Origin of the sequence: Pseudomonas sp. Y24-6 (genome assembly GCF_020295325.1) — a bacterium.
Lineage (GTDB): Bacteria > Pseudomonadota > Gammaproteobacteria > Pseudomonadales > Pseudomonadaceae > Aquipseudomonas > Aquipseudomonas gregormendelii.
Genome location: NZ_JACBXG010000002.1, coordinates 155831 through 170825, shown reverse-complemented (window position 1 = coordinate 170825; position 14995 = coordinate 155831). Strand labels below are relative to the sequence as shown.

Below are 14995 nucleotides of genomic sequence, written 5' to 3'. Positions count from 1 at the left end.
AAAGCCCCGACCTGTCGGGGCTTTTTTTCGATCTTTTGATCTTCGCGGACACCGCGACGGTGCCTGCTATGCTGGTTTGACCCGTGTTACATCGACGCCGAGCGCCACTCAAGAGAGAGCCCGTCATGTCCCAGTTGCCGTCCCTGAGCCAGTTACGCGACCCCAATGCCTTCCTTCGCCGGCACCTGGGCCCCGATGCCGCCGAGCAGCAAGCCATGCTCGACAGCCTGGGCATCGGTAGTCGTGTCGAGCTGATCGAGCAGACGGTGCCGCCGGGTATTCGCCTGAACCGTGCCCTTGATCTGCCCCCCGCACTCGACGAAGAAGCCGCGTTGGCCAGGCTGCGCGGTTATGCCCGGCAAAACCAGGTCTGGACCAGCCTGATCGGCATGGGCTACCACGGCACCCTCACGCCGCCGGTCATTGTGCGTAACGTCCTGGAAAATCCAGGTTGGTACACCGCCTACACCCCTTATCAGCCCGAGATCGCCCAAGGCCGACTGGAGGCGCTGCTGAACTTCCAGCAGCTGACCATCGACCTTACCGGGCTGGAGCTGGCCAATGCCTCGCTGCTGGATGAGGCCACGGCGGCGGCGGAAGCCATGGCGCTGGCCAAGCGCGTGGCCAAGTCGCGAAGCAACCTGTTCTTCGTCGATGAAAACTGTCATCCGCAGACTATTTCGGTGGTGAAGACCCGCGCAGAAGGTTTCGGTTTCGAGCTGATCATCGCCTCGGTGGACAACCTCAGGCAGCACCAGGTCTTCGGCGCGCTGCTGCAATATCCCGACACCCATGGCGAAATTCGTGATCTGCGCCCGCTGATTGATCACTTGCATGCACAGCAGGCGCTGGCCTGCGTCGCGACCGACCTGTTAAGCCTGCTGATGCTCACAGCGCCGGGAGAGCTGGGGGCCGACGTGGTGTTCGGCTCGTCCCAGCGATTTGGCGTGCCCATGGGCTACGGCGGCCCCCATGCGGCATTCTTTGCCAGTCGCGAAGAGTACAAACGGGCGATTCCGGGGCGCATCATTGGTGTGTCCAAGGATGCGCGCGGTAACGTCGCCTTGCGCATGGCCCTGCAGACCCGCGAGCAACATATTCGCCGCGAAAAGGCCAACTCGAACATCTGCACCGCCCAGGTCCTGCTCGCCAACATTGCCAGCTGCTACGCGGTCTACCACGGACCTGAAGGGCTCAGGCGCATCGCCCAAAGGGTTCATCGCCTGACCTGCATCCTGGCGGCGGGACTTGAGCGCCACGGCATCATCCGTCTCAATCAGCACTTCTTCGACACTCTGACCCTGGAGGTCGGCGGTACACAGACGGCGATCATCGAAAGCGCCCGGGCGGCGCAGATCAACCTGCGCATCCTGGGGCGCGGGCAACTGGGTCTAAGCCTGGACGAAACCTGCGATGAAACTACCGTGGCCCGATTGTTCGATGTGTTCCTGGGTGCCGATCATGGGCTCATCGTCGAGGAAATGGACGCGCAAGCCCTGGCCAGCGGTATTCCAGAGGCGCTGCTCAGGACCTCTCCCTACTTGCGCCACCCGGTGTTCAACGCCCATCACAGCGAAACCGAAATGCTGCGCTACCTCAAGCAGCTGGAGAACAAGGACCTGGCGCTCAACCAGTCGATGATCCCGTTGGGCTCCTGCACCATGAAGCTCAACGCTACCAGCGAAATGATCCCCATCACCTGGCCCGAGTTCGCCAACCTGCATCCCTTCGTGCCGAGGGAGCAGGCGGCGGGGTATACGTTGATGATCGAGGAGCTGGAGCGCTGGCTCTGCGCGATCACCGGATTTGACGCTATTTGCATGCAGCCCAATTCCGGCGCCCAAGGCGAATACGCCGGGCTAGTGGCGATTCGCAAATACCATGAGAGCCGGCAGCAGGGCGCGCGGGATATCTGCCTGATTCCCTCTTCGGCCCACGGTACCAATCCTGCTTCGGCGCAGATGGCCGGGATGCGTGTGGTAATCGTCGAGTGCGACGAGGCAGGTAATGTCGATCTCGACGACCTGAAAGACAAGGCCGCCGCCGCAGGGGACAAACTCGCCTGCCTGATGGCGACGTACCCTTCAACGCATGGTGTGTACGAGGAGGGGATCAGCGAAATTTGCGAAGTTGTCCACAGCCAGGGTGGCCAGGTGTACATGGACGGCGCCAACCTGAACGCCCAGGTCGGGCTGGCGCGCCCGGCCGACATTGGTGCAGACGTCTCGCACATGAACCTGCACAAGACCTTTTGCATCCCCCATGGCGGGGGCGGGCCGGGCATGGGGCCGATCGGCGTGCGGGCGCACCTGGCGCCTTTCGTGGCCAATCACCCCGTCGTGCCGATTGACGGGCCGCTGCCACAGAATGACGCCGTGAGTGCCGCTCCCTGGGGCAGCGCGAGCATTCTGCCGATCAGCTGGATGTATATCGCGATGATGGGGCCACAGTTGGCGGATGCCAGCGAAGTGGCGATTTTAGCGGCCAACTATCTGGCACAACATCTGTCCGGGGCTTTTCCCGTCCTCTACACCGGGCGCAACGACCGGGTCGCGCATGAATGCATTCTCGACTTGCGCCCCTTGAAAGCGTTGACCGGGATCACTGAGGAAGACGTTGCCAAGCGTTTGATGGACTACGGTTTTCATGCCCCGACCATGTCGTTTCCGGTGCCCGGGACCTTGATGGTGGAGCCTACCGAAAGCGAATCGAAAGCGGAGCTGGACCGCTTCATCGGCGCGATGCTCAGCATTCGCGCGGAAATCACCGAGGTACAGAACGGCAACTGGCCAGCTGAAGACAACCCGCTCAAGGGTGCGCCACATACGTTGGCCGATATCACCGGGGTTTGGGAGCGGCCCTATAGTATCGAGCAAGCGGTGACGCCGGATGCCCATACCAGGGCGCACAAGTACTGGCCGGCGGTGAATCGGGTGGACAATGTGTACGGCGACCGCAACCTGTTTTGCGCGTGCGTGCCGGTGGATGATTACCGCTGATAGACCCTTGGCACGTGGATAATCACAGAGGGATATCACGGGGGACGCAGAGGTATGTCAGGCAAAAAAAATGCCACTCATGGGAGCGGCATTTTTGTTCAGCCAATGTTCAGCCGACAGGCTTATTCCGAGGCAATGGCATTCTTCGCCAAAATCGCATTGGCCAGTTCCATGTCGGTGGCCTGCAGGCCAGGATTGTCGGCGCGGACCTTCTGCATGGCGGCTTCCAGGTACGGGCCGCGGATGCCGCCGTCACTGGCGACGAAGCTACCTGCGTCATCTTGAGCCGCGACAATCAGCTTGTGATCCTTGAACGTCAGGTAAGTCGAACCGGTGGTGGCGCCGGACGAGATGACGTTACGCCAAAAGCTGTCGGCCATCGCCGATCCGACTGGAAGGGACAGCAAGGCGAGGGTAGCGACAGCACACTTGAAACGCATGATGGGTGACTCCACTGGATTAACTACCCTGTTGGATCGCCAATCTGGCAATCCAGTTCCGTGGTGGCTCACTCGGAAGGTTCAACCAGCAGGATCGCCCCTTGCTGCCCCGTCACCCGCACCCGACTGCCGGGGGCCGCATCGGGTCCGCGGGCCATCCACACGCCGTCGGCCACCTTGATCTTGCCGCGTCCGTCGACGATCGCTTCGTGCACGACAAAGGTCCTGCCGATCAACTCCTGCCCTCGCAAGTTGAGGTTCGGCTCGTCACTCTGGCGTACTGCGCTGCGCTGGCGTCGCCACCAGTACAGCGCCGTGGCGATAGAGAGCAAGCCGAACAGCAGGAACTGCACCTCCCAGGCCATTCCCGGTAGCAGGAAGGTCAGCACGCCAACAGCCGCGGCGGCCATGCCGATCCACAGCAGATAGCCGCCGGCTCCGAACACTTCAAGAATCAGCAGCAGCGTGCCGACGGCCAGCCAGTCCCAGAACGACAGATTTTGCAGGAATGCCCACATGGTATGCCTCAGGCCTTCTTGTGATCGAACGTCGCCTTGACGATTTCGCCGATGCCGCCGACCGCGCCGATCATCGAACTGGCCTCAAGCGGCATCAGGATCACTTTGCTGTTGTTGGCCGAGGCCAGTTTGCCCAGCGCATCGATGTACTTCTGCGCGACGAAGTAATTGACCGCCTGCACGTTGCCGCCGGCGATCGCTTCCGACACCACCTTGGTGGCCTGGGCTTCGGCTTCGGCTTGACGCTCCCGGGCTTCCGCTTCGAGGAATGCGGCCTGGCGACCACCCTCGGCTTCGAGGATCTGCGCCTGCTTCTTGCCTTCGGCGGTGAGGATCGCTGCTGCACGCAGGCCTTCGGCCTCGAGAATCTGGGCGCGCTTGATCCGCTCGGCCTTCATCTGCCCGGACATCGCGGCCATCAGGTCGGCAGGCGGGCTAATGTCCTTGATTTCGATTCGGGTGATCTTGATGCCCCACGGTGCAGTCGCTTCATCGACGGTGCGCAGCAGTTTTTCGTTGATCCCGTCACGCTGGCTGAGCATCGCATCCAGCTCCATGGAGCCAAGGACGGTACGGATGTTGGTCTGCAGGAGGTTGCGAATCGCGTGTTCGAGGTTGTTGACCTCATAGGCCGCCTGCGCCGTATTGACCACCTGGAAGAAGCACACCGCATCGATCTGCACCGTGGCGTTGTCGGCGGTGATGACTTCCTGCGGCGGAATATCCAGCACGCTTTCCATCACGTTGATTTTGCGGCCGATGCGGTCCATGACCGGAATGATGATGTTCAGGCCGGGCTTGAGGGTGTTGGTATAACGGCCGAATCGTTCGACCGTCCATTGATAACCCTGGGGCACGACTTTGAAACCCATGAAAAGAATGGCGACCACCAGGCCGACAAAAAGCAGGAGCACGGTACCGATCTGCATAACAATTCCCTGTTGAGTACATCAATGAATTCTCGATCGCAGAAGTGTAGCGGTGCAGGTCATGGATATGAACCGGAACCGGGCTCTCGCATCATCAAGAGACACAAAGGATTATTTCTGCTCGCTCTGTGGCGTGACCCGCAGCACCTCTTCGATGGTCGTCAGCCCCGCCGCGACCTTCTGTGCACCGGATAATCGCAGGCTGCGCATGCCTTCCTTGAAAGCCTGCCTGCGCACCGCCAGCAAGTCGGTATCGGGACTGATCAGCGCCTTGATTCCGTCGGTCAGCTGCATGATTTCATACACCCCCGCACGTCCACGATAGCCGGTGTCACGACACTCCAGGCAGCCGATGGCGCGCTGTGCGTTACCTGGCAGCGGTGCCTGCCATGGCCTGGTCAGGGTTTGCCAGTCTTCTTCGCCCAGGGCCAGCGGCGCCTTGCAGTGCGGACAAAGGGTGCGTACCAGGCGCTGGGCCATGACGCCGAGCACCGTGGCCTTGATCAGGTAGTGCGGCACGCCCAGTTCCAGCAGGCGGCTGATGGCACTGGGTGCATCGTTGGTATGCAGCGTGGACAGCACAAGGTGGCCGGTGAGCGCCGCCTGGATCGCCATTTCAGCGGTTTCGAGGTCGCGGATCTCGCCAATCATGATGATGTCCGGGTCTTGCCTCATCAGCGCGCGCACGCCGGCGGCAAAGGTCAGGTCGATGTTGTGCTGGACCTGCATCTGGTTGAACGCCGGCTCGACCATTTCGATCGGGTCCTCGATGGTGCAGAGGTTGACCTCGGGCGTCGCCAGCTTTTTCAGGGTGGTATAGAGCGTGGTGGTCTTGCCGGAACCGGTCGGCCCGGTGACCAGGATGATGCCGTTGGGCTGGCGGGTCATGTCCTGCCAGCGGCGCAGGTCTTCGGCGGAAAAACCCAGCTGATCGAAGTCCTTGAGCAGCACTTCCGGGTCGAAAATCCGCATGACCATTTTTTCGCCGAACGCCGTCGGCAACGTCGACAGGCGCAGCTCGACCTCACCCCCGTCCGGGGTCTTGGTTTTCACGCGGCCGTCCTGGGGTTTGCGTTTTTCTGCAACATTCATCCGGCCCAGGCTTTTCAGGCGACTGACGATTGCCATGGTCACCTGCGGCGGGAATTGATAGACGTTGTGCAGCACACCGTCGATGCGAAAGCGCACGGTGCCCTGCTCACGCCGCGGCTCGATGTGAATATCGCTGGCGCGCTGCTGGAAGGCGTACTGGAACAGCCAGTCGACGATGTTGACGATGTGCGCGTCGTTGGCATCCGGTTCCTGGTCGCTGGCGCCAAGGTTGAGCAACTGTTCGAAGTTGCCCATGGAATTGATCTGCTGATCACCGGTGGTCGCGCCGCTGACCGATTTGGCCAGGCGGAAAAACTCCACGCTGAAGCGCTGGATGTCCACCGGGTTGGCGACCACCCGTTTGATCGGCAGCTTCAGGACATGGGTCAGGTCGGCTTCCCAGCCGTTGACGTACGGCTGGGCGCTGGCCACGGTAACGGCGTCGCGGTCGACCGAGACGGCAAGAATCTTGTGGCGCTGGGCGAACGCGTAGGACATCAGCGGCGTGATGGCCGCGACATTGATCTTCAGCGGGTCGATGCGCAGGTAGGGTTGGCCGGCCTGCTGCGACAGCCACAGGGTCAGGCTTTCCAGGTCGAGATGTTTGCCGGGGCGGCTGAGATCATCGAGATGCTGGCCGGCGATGAACTCCAGTGGGTGCAGTTGGCCATTAGCCGCGTGGCGCCGTCTGGCATTGAGTGCGAGTTCGGCCGAGTCCTGGCTGATAAAACCTTGGGCGACCAGTTCGCGCAGCAAATCATTGAGATCCAGCCAGCGGTCCTGAATGGCGAGTTGAACGGACATGCGGGCTCCTCATGAACAACAGTGCGCAAAGGATAGACGCGCAGCCGCCAATCGTTGGGCCACTACCCGACGAAGCCGTATCGAGGGGTTTCAGCCTGCCGCTTGAGCCGCGATATTCCAGGAGGAATCGGCGTTTTGCAGATCGACCGAGCAGACGCTGATCAGATTACGCAATTTTTCCGCTATCACCTGGGCACGATGCCAGCTCAGGCCATCAATGACGATATCCATCGACAACAAATCGTCGCTGCGCTGCACATTGACCTGGTGCGGGGTGAGGCATTGCAGGGCAAACAGATTGAGCGCGCGACACAGCAGGTCGGGTTCGGCTTCGCCCAGCAGCTGGTAGTGCACGCGGCAATGGGCGGTATGGACGTTCCACGCATCGGGGCGCAAGTGGGGACTTTTTACGGCTTCGAGGTGAGGCATGGGGCAGGCTCCAGGATCAATGGAGGAATTTTTACATTCGAAGCCGGGTATTTCTTATCTATGATGGACCTAATTGGCGATTCTTCGAATCGTACAATTCAATTTAGTAGGGTTAGCGGGTTTATTTATGCACAGTGATCTGGATGGCTACGACCGCAAGATTCTTGCCCTGCTGCAGGAAGATGCTTCGCTCTCCAGTGCGCAGATCGCCGAGCAGGTGGGGTTGTCGCAGTCGCCCTGCTGGCGGCGTATCCAGCGGATGAAGGAGGAGGGGATCATTCGCGGCCAGGTGACGCTGCTGGATCGCAAAAAGATCGGGCTGAATACGCAGATTTTCGCCGAGATCAAGCTCAACGCCCATGGGCGCTCGAACTTCACCGAGTTCACCGAGGCGATTCGCGGTTTCCCCGAGGTGCTGGAGTGTTATGTACTGATGGGTTCGGTGGATTTTTTGCTGCGGATCGTCACGGCGGACATCGAGGCGTATGAGCGGTTTTTCTTCGAGAAGTTGTCGATGGTGCCGGGGATTCAGGAGGTGAACTCGATTGTGGCGTTGTCGGAGATCAAGTCGACGACCAGTTTGCCCGTGCTGCGGTGAAGCAAAAGATCGACCACAGCACGGCAGCTCCTGCGGGGGAGTGTGTACACCCGTAGGAGCTGCCGGAGGCCGCGATCTTTTAACAATGTTACATACGCAGCAACATTTTCCAGGCACGGTTCTGATAAACCGCAATCGCCTGCTGCTTGCGCGCATCCAGGGATTCGTCGCTAATCGGCTCGTTGGCCAGTTGCGCCAGCTGTTTCAGCTCCCCATACAGGCGATCCATTTCCGGGATCTCCAGCACGCCGCGGGCATGGTGCAGCCAGGACTGGATGCGCTCGATGCGCGGCAGTTGCTCGGCGAGGTCTTCCGGTTGCTGCTGATAGCGCTGCAGCTGCAAAGAGGTTGCCTCTTCGCCCAGCAGGCGTGGAAGCCAGCTGCCCAGTTGCGCTGCGCCTTGGCGATTGCCACGTACGTTACGCTCGGCGGTCCAGGTACGGGCCAGCAACCAGCGCGAAGTGTTGAGGGAGAACAGACCCCAGCGCGGGTCTTCGAGCTCTTCCAGGAATTGTTCAGGCGCGGCTTTGCGCACATCCTCGTCATCCACCCCGGCCTGGACCAGTGGGCGCCAGTCTTCGAGCAACGCGTCCAGCGCGACTCGCAGGTCGTGGGTCGATTGACGCGGTGCGGCTTGCCCCAGGCTGCTGAGCAGTGCGCGCATTTCAGCCAGGTTTTCGACCCAGTCCTGCAGCAAACGCCAGTGGCCATTGAAGCGGTACTGCTCGGCCAGGCGCTGGCTACTGCCCAGCAAATGCCAGCACAGCGCGGCAAATGCGTCGTCCAGCGGCATTTCGGCGCTGATTTGCGGTGCCGGCAGGCTCAGTGAATAGCTGTTGGCGTCGAAGAGGCGATAACCGCGCTCGGCCTTGCTGATGTCACACGGCATCAACGCCAGGGTCGCGGCCAGTTCGGCAGCGAGTTCCAGCAGGGCGGCAGGTTCACCTTCGCGCAGTTCCAGTTCCAGCTCGCAGATTTCTTCTTTCTGCTTGCCGACCACTACATGGCCCAGGTCCAGCGCGGCTTCGATGACCACCTTGGTTTTGCCACGGCCCCAAGCGATTTCGGCACGTTCGCGAACGAAGTCGGTGGTGAAGATGGCTTTGAGGGTTTTCTTGTCCAGCTCGGCCAACTCTTCAGGCCAGCATTCGCCGTCGAGTTTTTTCACATCGAGCTTGGCTTTGGGCAGGTTCCAGTCGTATTCGTTACGCTCGGACAGACCGGCAACGCTGTGGCCGCGGGTCTTGAGGGTCTGAATCACTTCTTCGCCATCACGGCGCAGGCGCAGGGCAACCTTGGCGCGGGCCAGGTCGCGCTCAGGCGTGTCGAAGTACTGGTTCATCAGTTCACGGCGTTCCCAGCCACTTTTGTTGCGTTTTTTCAGTAGCGGGTGCTCGCGCAGAGCAGCGAGGGTTTCGCGGCTGACGCGGAGTTTGATTTCGGTTTCTTTCTGCATGGCCGGAAAATCCAGGATCGGGAGCGCAGCCGGTGGAATGTGTGGCTGCCAAGGCCGTGCAGTGTACAGGACTCATCCATCCTACGTGCCGCGACGGTTTATTCCTGTCGCCAGATAGCTCTATGATGGACTTCAATTCGGGAGTTGGAGTCAGCGATGCCTTTGCCGTCCATGAAAGATCAGTTCGCTGCGCTGATCGCTGCACCGTCTGTCAGTTGCACCCAGGCCAGTCTCGATCAGACCAACCGCCCGGTCATCGACCTGCTGGCCACCTGGCTGGGCGACCTGGGTTTTGCCTGCGACATCCAGCAGGTCAGCCCCGGCAAATTTAATCTGCTCGCCAGTTTCGGTTCCGGCCCTGGTGGCCTGGTACTGGCCGGGCATAGCGACACCGTGCCGTTCGATGGCGCCTTGTGGCAGACCGATCCACTGAAGCTGACCGAAGTCGGCGGCCGCTGGGTGGGTTTGGGCAGTTGCGACATGAAGGGTTTCTTCGCTTTGGCGATCGAAGCCGTCATACCCTTGCTCGACCAGCCGTTCAAACAGCCGCTGCTGATCCTCGCCACCTGCGATGAAGAAAGCTCGATGTCCGGTGCCCGCGCGCTGGCCGCAGCCGGACGGCCGCTGGGGCGCGCGGCAGTGATCGGCGAACCGACCGGCCTGAAGCCGATCCGCATGCACAAGGGCATCATGATGGAGCGCATCGACATCCTCGGGCAGAGTGGCCATTCCTCCGACCCCCGCCTGGGACACAGTGCCCTCGAAGCGATGCACGATGCCATCGGTGAGCTCCGTGGCCTGCGCTTGCTCTGGCAACGCGAGTTTCGCAACCCGCAGTTCGGCGTACCCACGCCCACCATGAACTTCGGGTGCATTCACGGCGGCGACAACCCCAACCGGATTTGCGGGCAGTGCTCCCTGGAGTTCGATTTGCGACCGCTTCCAGGCATGGACCCGAAGGCCCTGCGCGCGGAAATTCTGCACCGGCTCAAGCCGGTTGCCGAACGGCATCAGGTAAAAATTGATTACGCGCCGCTATTCCCTGAAGTGCCGCCGTTCGAGCAGGCCGAAGACGCTGAATTGGTACGCGTCGCCGAAAAGCTCACAGGTCACATGGCCGAAGCAGTAGCGTTCGGCACCGAAGCGCCTTATCTTCAGCGCCTTGGTTGTGAAACGCTGGTGCTTGGCCCTGGAGATATAGCCTGTGCCCACCAGCCGGGGGAATACCTCGAAATGTCACGTTTGCAGCCTACGGTGCATCTATTACGTCAACTGATTGAACATTACTGCCTGATGCCGGCCAAATCTGTCGGTTGAACGCTACCTCCGTAGGCGCTGCCGCAGGCTGCGATCTTTTGATCTTGTTTTTCGGAGCAACATCAAAAGATCGCAGCCTGCGGCAGCTCCTACACCGTTCGCCGTGTAAATTGCCGGTCATCAATCCCGTATTCATGAGGAGAGCGCGCGTGTCGCCAAGCCTGTTCCGACGATAACCATCAGCCCGCTGTGCGTTGTTCAGTTTCGCCCATTTTTTGGCTGCTATTTATTACAGGCCCAGGTTCATGCCCGAATACGTTAATTGGCTTCGTCACGCTTCCCCCTACATCAACGCCCACCGCGATTGCACCTTCGTTGTAATGCTGCCCGGCGATGGCGTGGAGCATCCAAACTTTGGCAACATCGTCCATGACCTGGTGCTGCTGCACAGCCTGGGCGTGCGGCTGGTGCTGGTTCACGGCTCCCGGCCACAAATCGAAGCGCGCCTGGCTGCCCGTGGCCTGACTCCGCATTACCACCATGGGATGCGTATCACCGATGCCGCCACCCTTGAATGCGTGATCGATGCCGTCGGCCAGCTGCGGATCGCCATCGAAGCGCGACTGTCGATGGACATGGCGTCTTCGCCGATGCAGGGCTCGCGCCTGCGGGTGGCCAGCGGCAACCTGGTAACTGCACGGCCGATCGGCGTGCTCGAAGGGGTTGATTATCACCACACCGGTGAGGTGCGTCGGGTCGACCGCAAAGGCATCAATCGCTTGCTGGACGAGCGCTCCATCGTGGTGCTGTCGCCTTTGGGCTATTCGCCAACCGGCGAGATCTTCAATCTGGCTTGCGAAGACGTCGCGACCCGCGCCGCCATCGACCTGGGCGCCGACAAACTGCTGCTGTTCGGTGCCGATCTGGGCCTGATCGACGAAAACGGACGCCTGGTGCGTGAGTTGCGTCCTCAGCAGGTGCCGGCGCACCTGCTTCGCCTGGGCAGCAATTATCAGGGCGAACTGCTCGATGCCGCCGCCGAGGCCTGCCGTGGCGGTGTAGCACGCAGTCATATTGTCAGTTATGCCGAAGACGGTGCGCTGCTGACCGAGCTGTTCACCCGCGACGGTGGCGGTACCCTGGTGGCCCAGGAGCAATTCGAAATCGTGCGCGAAGCGGCGATTGAGGACGTGGGTGGCTTGCTGGACCTGATCAGCCCGCTGGAAGAGCAGGGCATCCTGGTGCGTCGTTCCCGCGAGGTACTGGAACGCGAGATCGAGCAGTTCAGCGTGGTCGAGCGCGAAGGCATGATCATCGCCTGCGCGGCGCTGTATCAGATTGCCGATTCGGATGCGGGTGAGCTGGCGTGCCTGGCGGTCAACCCGGAGTACCGCCACGGCGGGCGTGGCGATGAACTGCTGGAGCGCATCGAAACTCGCGCCCGGGCCCAGGGCCTGAAAACCCTGTTCGTCCTTACGACCCGTACCGCCCACTGGTTCCGCGAGCGCGGGTTCGTGCCAAGCAGCGTGGACCGGTTGCCGTCGGCGCGAGCGTCGCTGTACAACTATCAGCGTAATTCGAAGATCTTCGAAAAAACCCTGTAACGCAATCCCCCTGTAGGAGCTGCCGCAGGCTCCTACGGGGATTGCGTTTATTCCACGTATTTAGAGCTGACGTACGCCGAATAATCCGGCAGCACCGTCTCGACTTTGCCCTGTTCCTTCAGGAACTTCGCGGTCTCGCCAATCGCCTTGGCCGTGCCGCCATCCAGCAATGCGGTGGTCTGCTGTGCCTTGGCGTCCGGGAAGGCCGAGCCGGCCAGCAGTTCAGGCACATCGGCAGCATTGGCACCGGTCAATTTGGCGATTTTCTGCACCGGCACCGAATCGGCAGTCCAGCTGTCTTTGTGCGCGGCGTAGTCGGCGAATGAGTCCAGGGTGACCTTGGCGAACCTGGCAATCACTTCCGGGTGCTTCTCGGCGTAATCCTTGCGCGCCACCCACACTTCGAAAGTCGGAGCGCCCCATTGGCCAACCTCGGCCGCATCGGTCAGGGTCTTGCCGGTCTTGCGGATTTCGCCCAGGGCAGGCGACCAGACGAAGGCCCCGTCGATATCACCACGCTTCCAGGCAGCAGCAATTTCCGCCGGCTGCAGGTTCACCACCTTCACTTGCGAAGTACTCAGGCCCCAATGCTTCAGTGCGCCGAGCAGGCTGTAATGAGAGGTGGAAACGAAGGGCGTGGCGATGGTCTTGCCGATCAGATCTTCCGGTTTATTGATCCCGCTCCCGTTACGGACTACCAGCGCCTCGGCGGCATTGATCTGCGCCGAAACGATGAAGGCAACGATCGGCAGGTTCCGCGAAGCCGCGGCGGCCAGCGGGCTGGAGCCCAGATTCCCGATCTGCACATCCCCGGAAGCAATGGCCGTGACCACCTCTGGCCCGCTGTTGAAGCGGCGCCAATCGATTTTCTGGCCAATGGTTTTCTCATACAGGCCGTCGGCCTGCGGCACCTTGCTCGGATCAATCCCGGTCTGATATCCCACGGTCAGGTTGGCGGCGACGGCGTTAAAAGAAATTAAAGCCGATACACAAACTGTAACAATTGGATTGGATAGTGCGCGCTTGATTGTCATGGCCAGGTCTTCGATGAGAGGAAATGCGGATTTCCGTTAAATCTAATCGATCTAAAAAACGGCCAATAAATATCTTTTGGGAATTAGCTTATAGGCTTGCGTTCAACGGACCGCGCGCTGCGTTCAGTTCCTAAAGGCTATTAAAAAACATCGGATGCTTCGTATTGGATTTATGCAAAACCGATTTATCTGCCGACGCTGGATTCAACAGGGATTAGACCATGGTCGTAGTCACATACGGTTACGATTGACTTGCAGGTCACGGTCTGGCGCTAATCGCAAATCCTAGGATCCCGGGCATTTGACCCAGGGCCAGGAATACAAAAATTAGAAACGAGAGGAGCTTAAAAAATGAACAAGTCCACCTTGGCCTTGGCCGTGGCCGTAGGGGTAATGGCGCAGCAGGCAGGCGCCGCCGGATTCATTGAAGACAGCAAGGCTTCCGTCAGTTCTCGCACCATGTATTACAACGCCGACACTCGCGAAGGTGCCGCCAACGATCAGCGCGAAACTGCTCAGGGCCTCAAGTTCGATTACCTGTCGGGCTTCACCCAAGGCACAGTCGGCTTCGGCTTTGACGCCCAGGCGCTGGTCGGCATTCATCTGGACGGTGGTCGCGGTCATCACCCGGACAACAACTCATTCTTCCCAAGTGACACTGACGGCTCGGCATCCGACCCATGGAGCCGGGTAGCCGGTAACGTCAAGGCACGCATCTCGAAAACCGAAGCCCACCTCGGTGGTGCCTTGCAACCGAGCATGCCGGTACTGATCGCGAACGACAGCCGCCTGCTGCCACAGACCTTCGAAGGCGGCACCATCACCTCGAAGGAAATCGACAACGTCACGTTCAACGCCGGCCAGCTCGAGCACGCCGCAGGTCGAGCGTCGTCGAACACCACCGGTCTGGCAGTCGCTGGTGGCACTGAAGAAAGCAACAAATTCCGTTACGGTGGTGCTGACTGGAAGGTCACCAAAGACCTGATGCTGCAGTACTACTACGCCAATCTGGAAGACTACTACAAGCAGCATTTCCTGGGCCTGGTACACGTCTACCCGATCAGCGCCACCCAGTCGTTCAAGACTGACCTGCGCTATTTCGACAGCAGCTCCGACGGCAAGAACGGTGATGCGGGTTACCGCTTCAACAACAACGGCGGTTATGCGAAGAATCCGGGCGAGGTGGATAACCAGACCTGGAGCGCCATGTTCACCTACACCCTGGGTCCGAACGCATTCTTGCTGGGCCATCAGCGTGTCAGCGATGACGGTGGTTTCGTCTACCTGAACCAGGGCAACGTGCTCGACGGCAATGGTCGCAACGAAGGAGCCGGCGGTGCGAGCTTCTACTCGTTCACCGACGCCATGATCAACGGCTTCGTACGTGCAGGCGAGAACACCACATTCGGTCAGTACACCTTCGACTTCGCATCCCTGGGCGTCCCAGGCCTGAAGGCCTCGGCCGCTTATCTGCGCGGCGAGGACATCAAGGCCACCAACGGCGTTGGCAAAGACCAGACCGAGTGGGAGCGCGACCTGCGCGTGGACTACGTGATTCAAACCGGCGCGCTCAAGGGGTTCGGTACGACCCTGCGTCACGGCACCTACCGCGGCGACACCAACATCTCCGCGCAAGACCAGACCCGCGTGATTTTCAACTACACCTATAGCTTCCTGTAACACCCAACACGGAAAAAGCCCTGCCAGCTGGCGGGGCTTTTTTTTGGATTATTTCTTATATTCAAATTGGGTCTTAGTATGTAATTTATTATTCTTTTTAGCTTTTAACGCGAAGCCCTAAAGTGCGTTCCTCTGGGGCCGATACCGGTGGCCTG

12 protein-coding genes are annotated in these 14995 nt (G+C 60.3%); 5 read left to right on the top strand and 7 right to left on the bottom strand.

What is annotated here, in order from left to right:
* The first annotated feature begins 125 nt into the window (after positions 1-125).
* The gene (gene gcvP / locus HYI44_RS04470) at positions 126-2999 is read left to right on the top strand and encodes an aminomethyl-transferring glycine dehydrogenase (protein ID WP_225568870.1); all 2874 of its coding nucleotides are present in this window, start codon (positions 126-128) and stop codon (positions 2997-2999) included.
* 122 nt (positions 3000-3121) lie between these two features.
* On the opposite strand, the gene HYI44_RS04465 is transcribed toward gcvP, so the two are convergent.
* The 5 genes from HYI44_RS04465 to HYI44_RS04445 all read right to left on the bottom strand — a co-directional run bounded on the left by HYI44_RS04465 (position 3122) and on the right by HYI44_RS04445 (position 7211).
* On the bottom strand, positions 3122-3439 hold the full coding sequence (locus HYI44_RS04465) for a DUF2388 domain-containing protein (protein ID WP_122841063.1): 318 nt from the start codon (positions 3437-3439) through the stop codon (positions 3122-3124).
* Positions 3440-3507: 68 nt separating this feature from the next.
* The gene (locus HYI44_RS04460) at positions 3508-3957 is read right to left on the bottom strand and encodes an NfeD family protein (protein WP_122841064.1); all 450 of its coding nucleotides are present in this window, start codon (positions 3955-3957) and stop codon (positions 3508-3510) included.
* A gap of 8 nt (positions 3958-3965) precedes the next feature.
* On the bottom strand, positions 3966-4886 hold the full coding sequence (locus HYI44_RS04455; RefSeq protein WP_225568869.1) for an SPFH domain-containing protein: 921 nt from the start codon (positions 4884-4886) through the stop codon (positions 3966-3968).
* 111 nt (positions 4887-4997) lie between these two features.
* Positions 4998-6782, bottom strand: coding sequence for a GspE/PulE family protein (locus HYI44_RS04450; protein ID WP_045059636.1), 1785 nt, complete (start codon positions 6780-6782; stop codon positions 4998-5000).
* 90 nt (positions 6783-6872) lie between these two features.
* Entirely contained in the window at positions 6873-7211 is a 339-nt protein-coding gene (locus HYI44_RS04445) for a hypothetical protein (protein WP_122841066.1), read from the bottom strand.
* 127 nt (positions 7212-7338) lie between these two features.
* On the opposite strand from HYI44_RS04445, the gene HYI44_RS04440 reads away from it, so the two are divergent.
* Complete coding sequence (locus HYI44_RS04440; RefSeq protein ID WP_045059634.1) at positions 7339-7809, top strand: Lrp/AsnC family transcriptional regulator; 471 nt, start codon at positions 7339-7341, stop codon at positions 7807-7809.
* A gap of 88 nt (positions 7810-7897) precedes the next feature.
* On the opposite strand, the gene HYI44_RS04435 is transcribed toward HYI44_RS04440, so the two are convergent.
* A complete protein-coding gene (locus HYI44_RS04435; protein ID WP_225568868.1) occupies positions 7898-9265 on the bottom strand; it encodes an inorganic triphosphatase in 1368 nt (455 codons plus the stop codon).
* Positions 9266-9421: 156 nt separating this feature from the next.
* Here HYI44_RS04435 and argE point away from each other — a divergent pair, with 156 nt between their 5' ends.
* A complete protein-coding gene (gene argE / locus HYI44_RS04430) occupies positions 9422-10582 on the top strand; it encodes an acetylornithine deacetylase (protein ID WP_225568867.1) in 1161 nt (386 codons plus the stop codon).
* Between the two features lie 245 nt (positions 10583-10827).
* Positions 10828-12126: an amino-acid N-acetyltransferase gene (gene argA, locus HYI44_RS04425; RefSeq protein ID WP_225568866.1), complete on the top strand. Its 1299-nt coding sequence runs from the start codon at positions 10828-10830 to the stop codon at positions 12124-12126.
* Between the two features lie 47 nt (positions 12127-12173).
* Here the strand turns inward: argA and tauA are convergent, their stop codons facing one another.
* Positions 12174-13160 carry a taurine ABC transporter substrate-binding protein gene (gene tauA, locus HYI44_RS04420; protein ID WP_225568865.1) on the bottom strand — a complete coding sequence of 329 codons (987 nt, stop codon included), beginning with the start codon at positions 13158-13160 and terminating at the stop codon, positions 12174-12176.
* Positions 13161-13511: 351 nt separating this feature from the next.
* Here tauA and HYI44_RS04415 point away from each other — a divergent pair, with 351 nt between their 5' ends.
* A complete protein-coding gene (locus tag HYI44_RS04415; RefSeq protein ID WP_122841072.1) occupies positions 13512-14840 on the top strand; it encodes an OprD family porin in 1329 nt (442 codons plus the stop codon).
* The last annotated feature ends 155 nt before the right edge of the window (positions 14841-14995 follow it).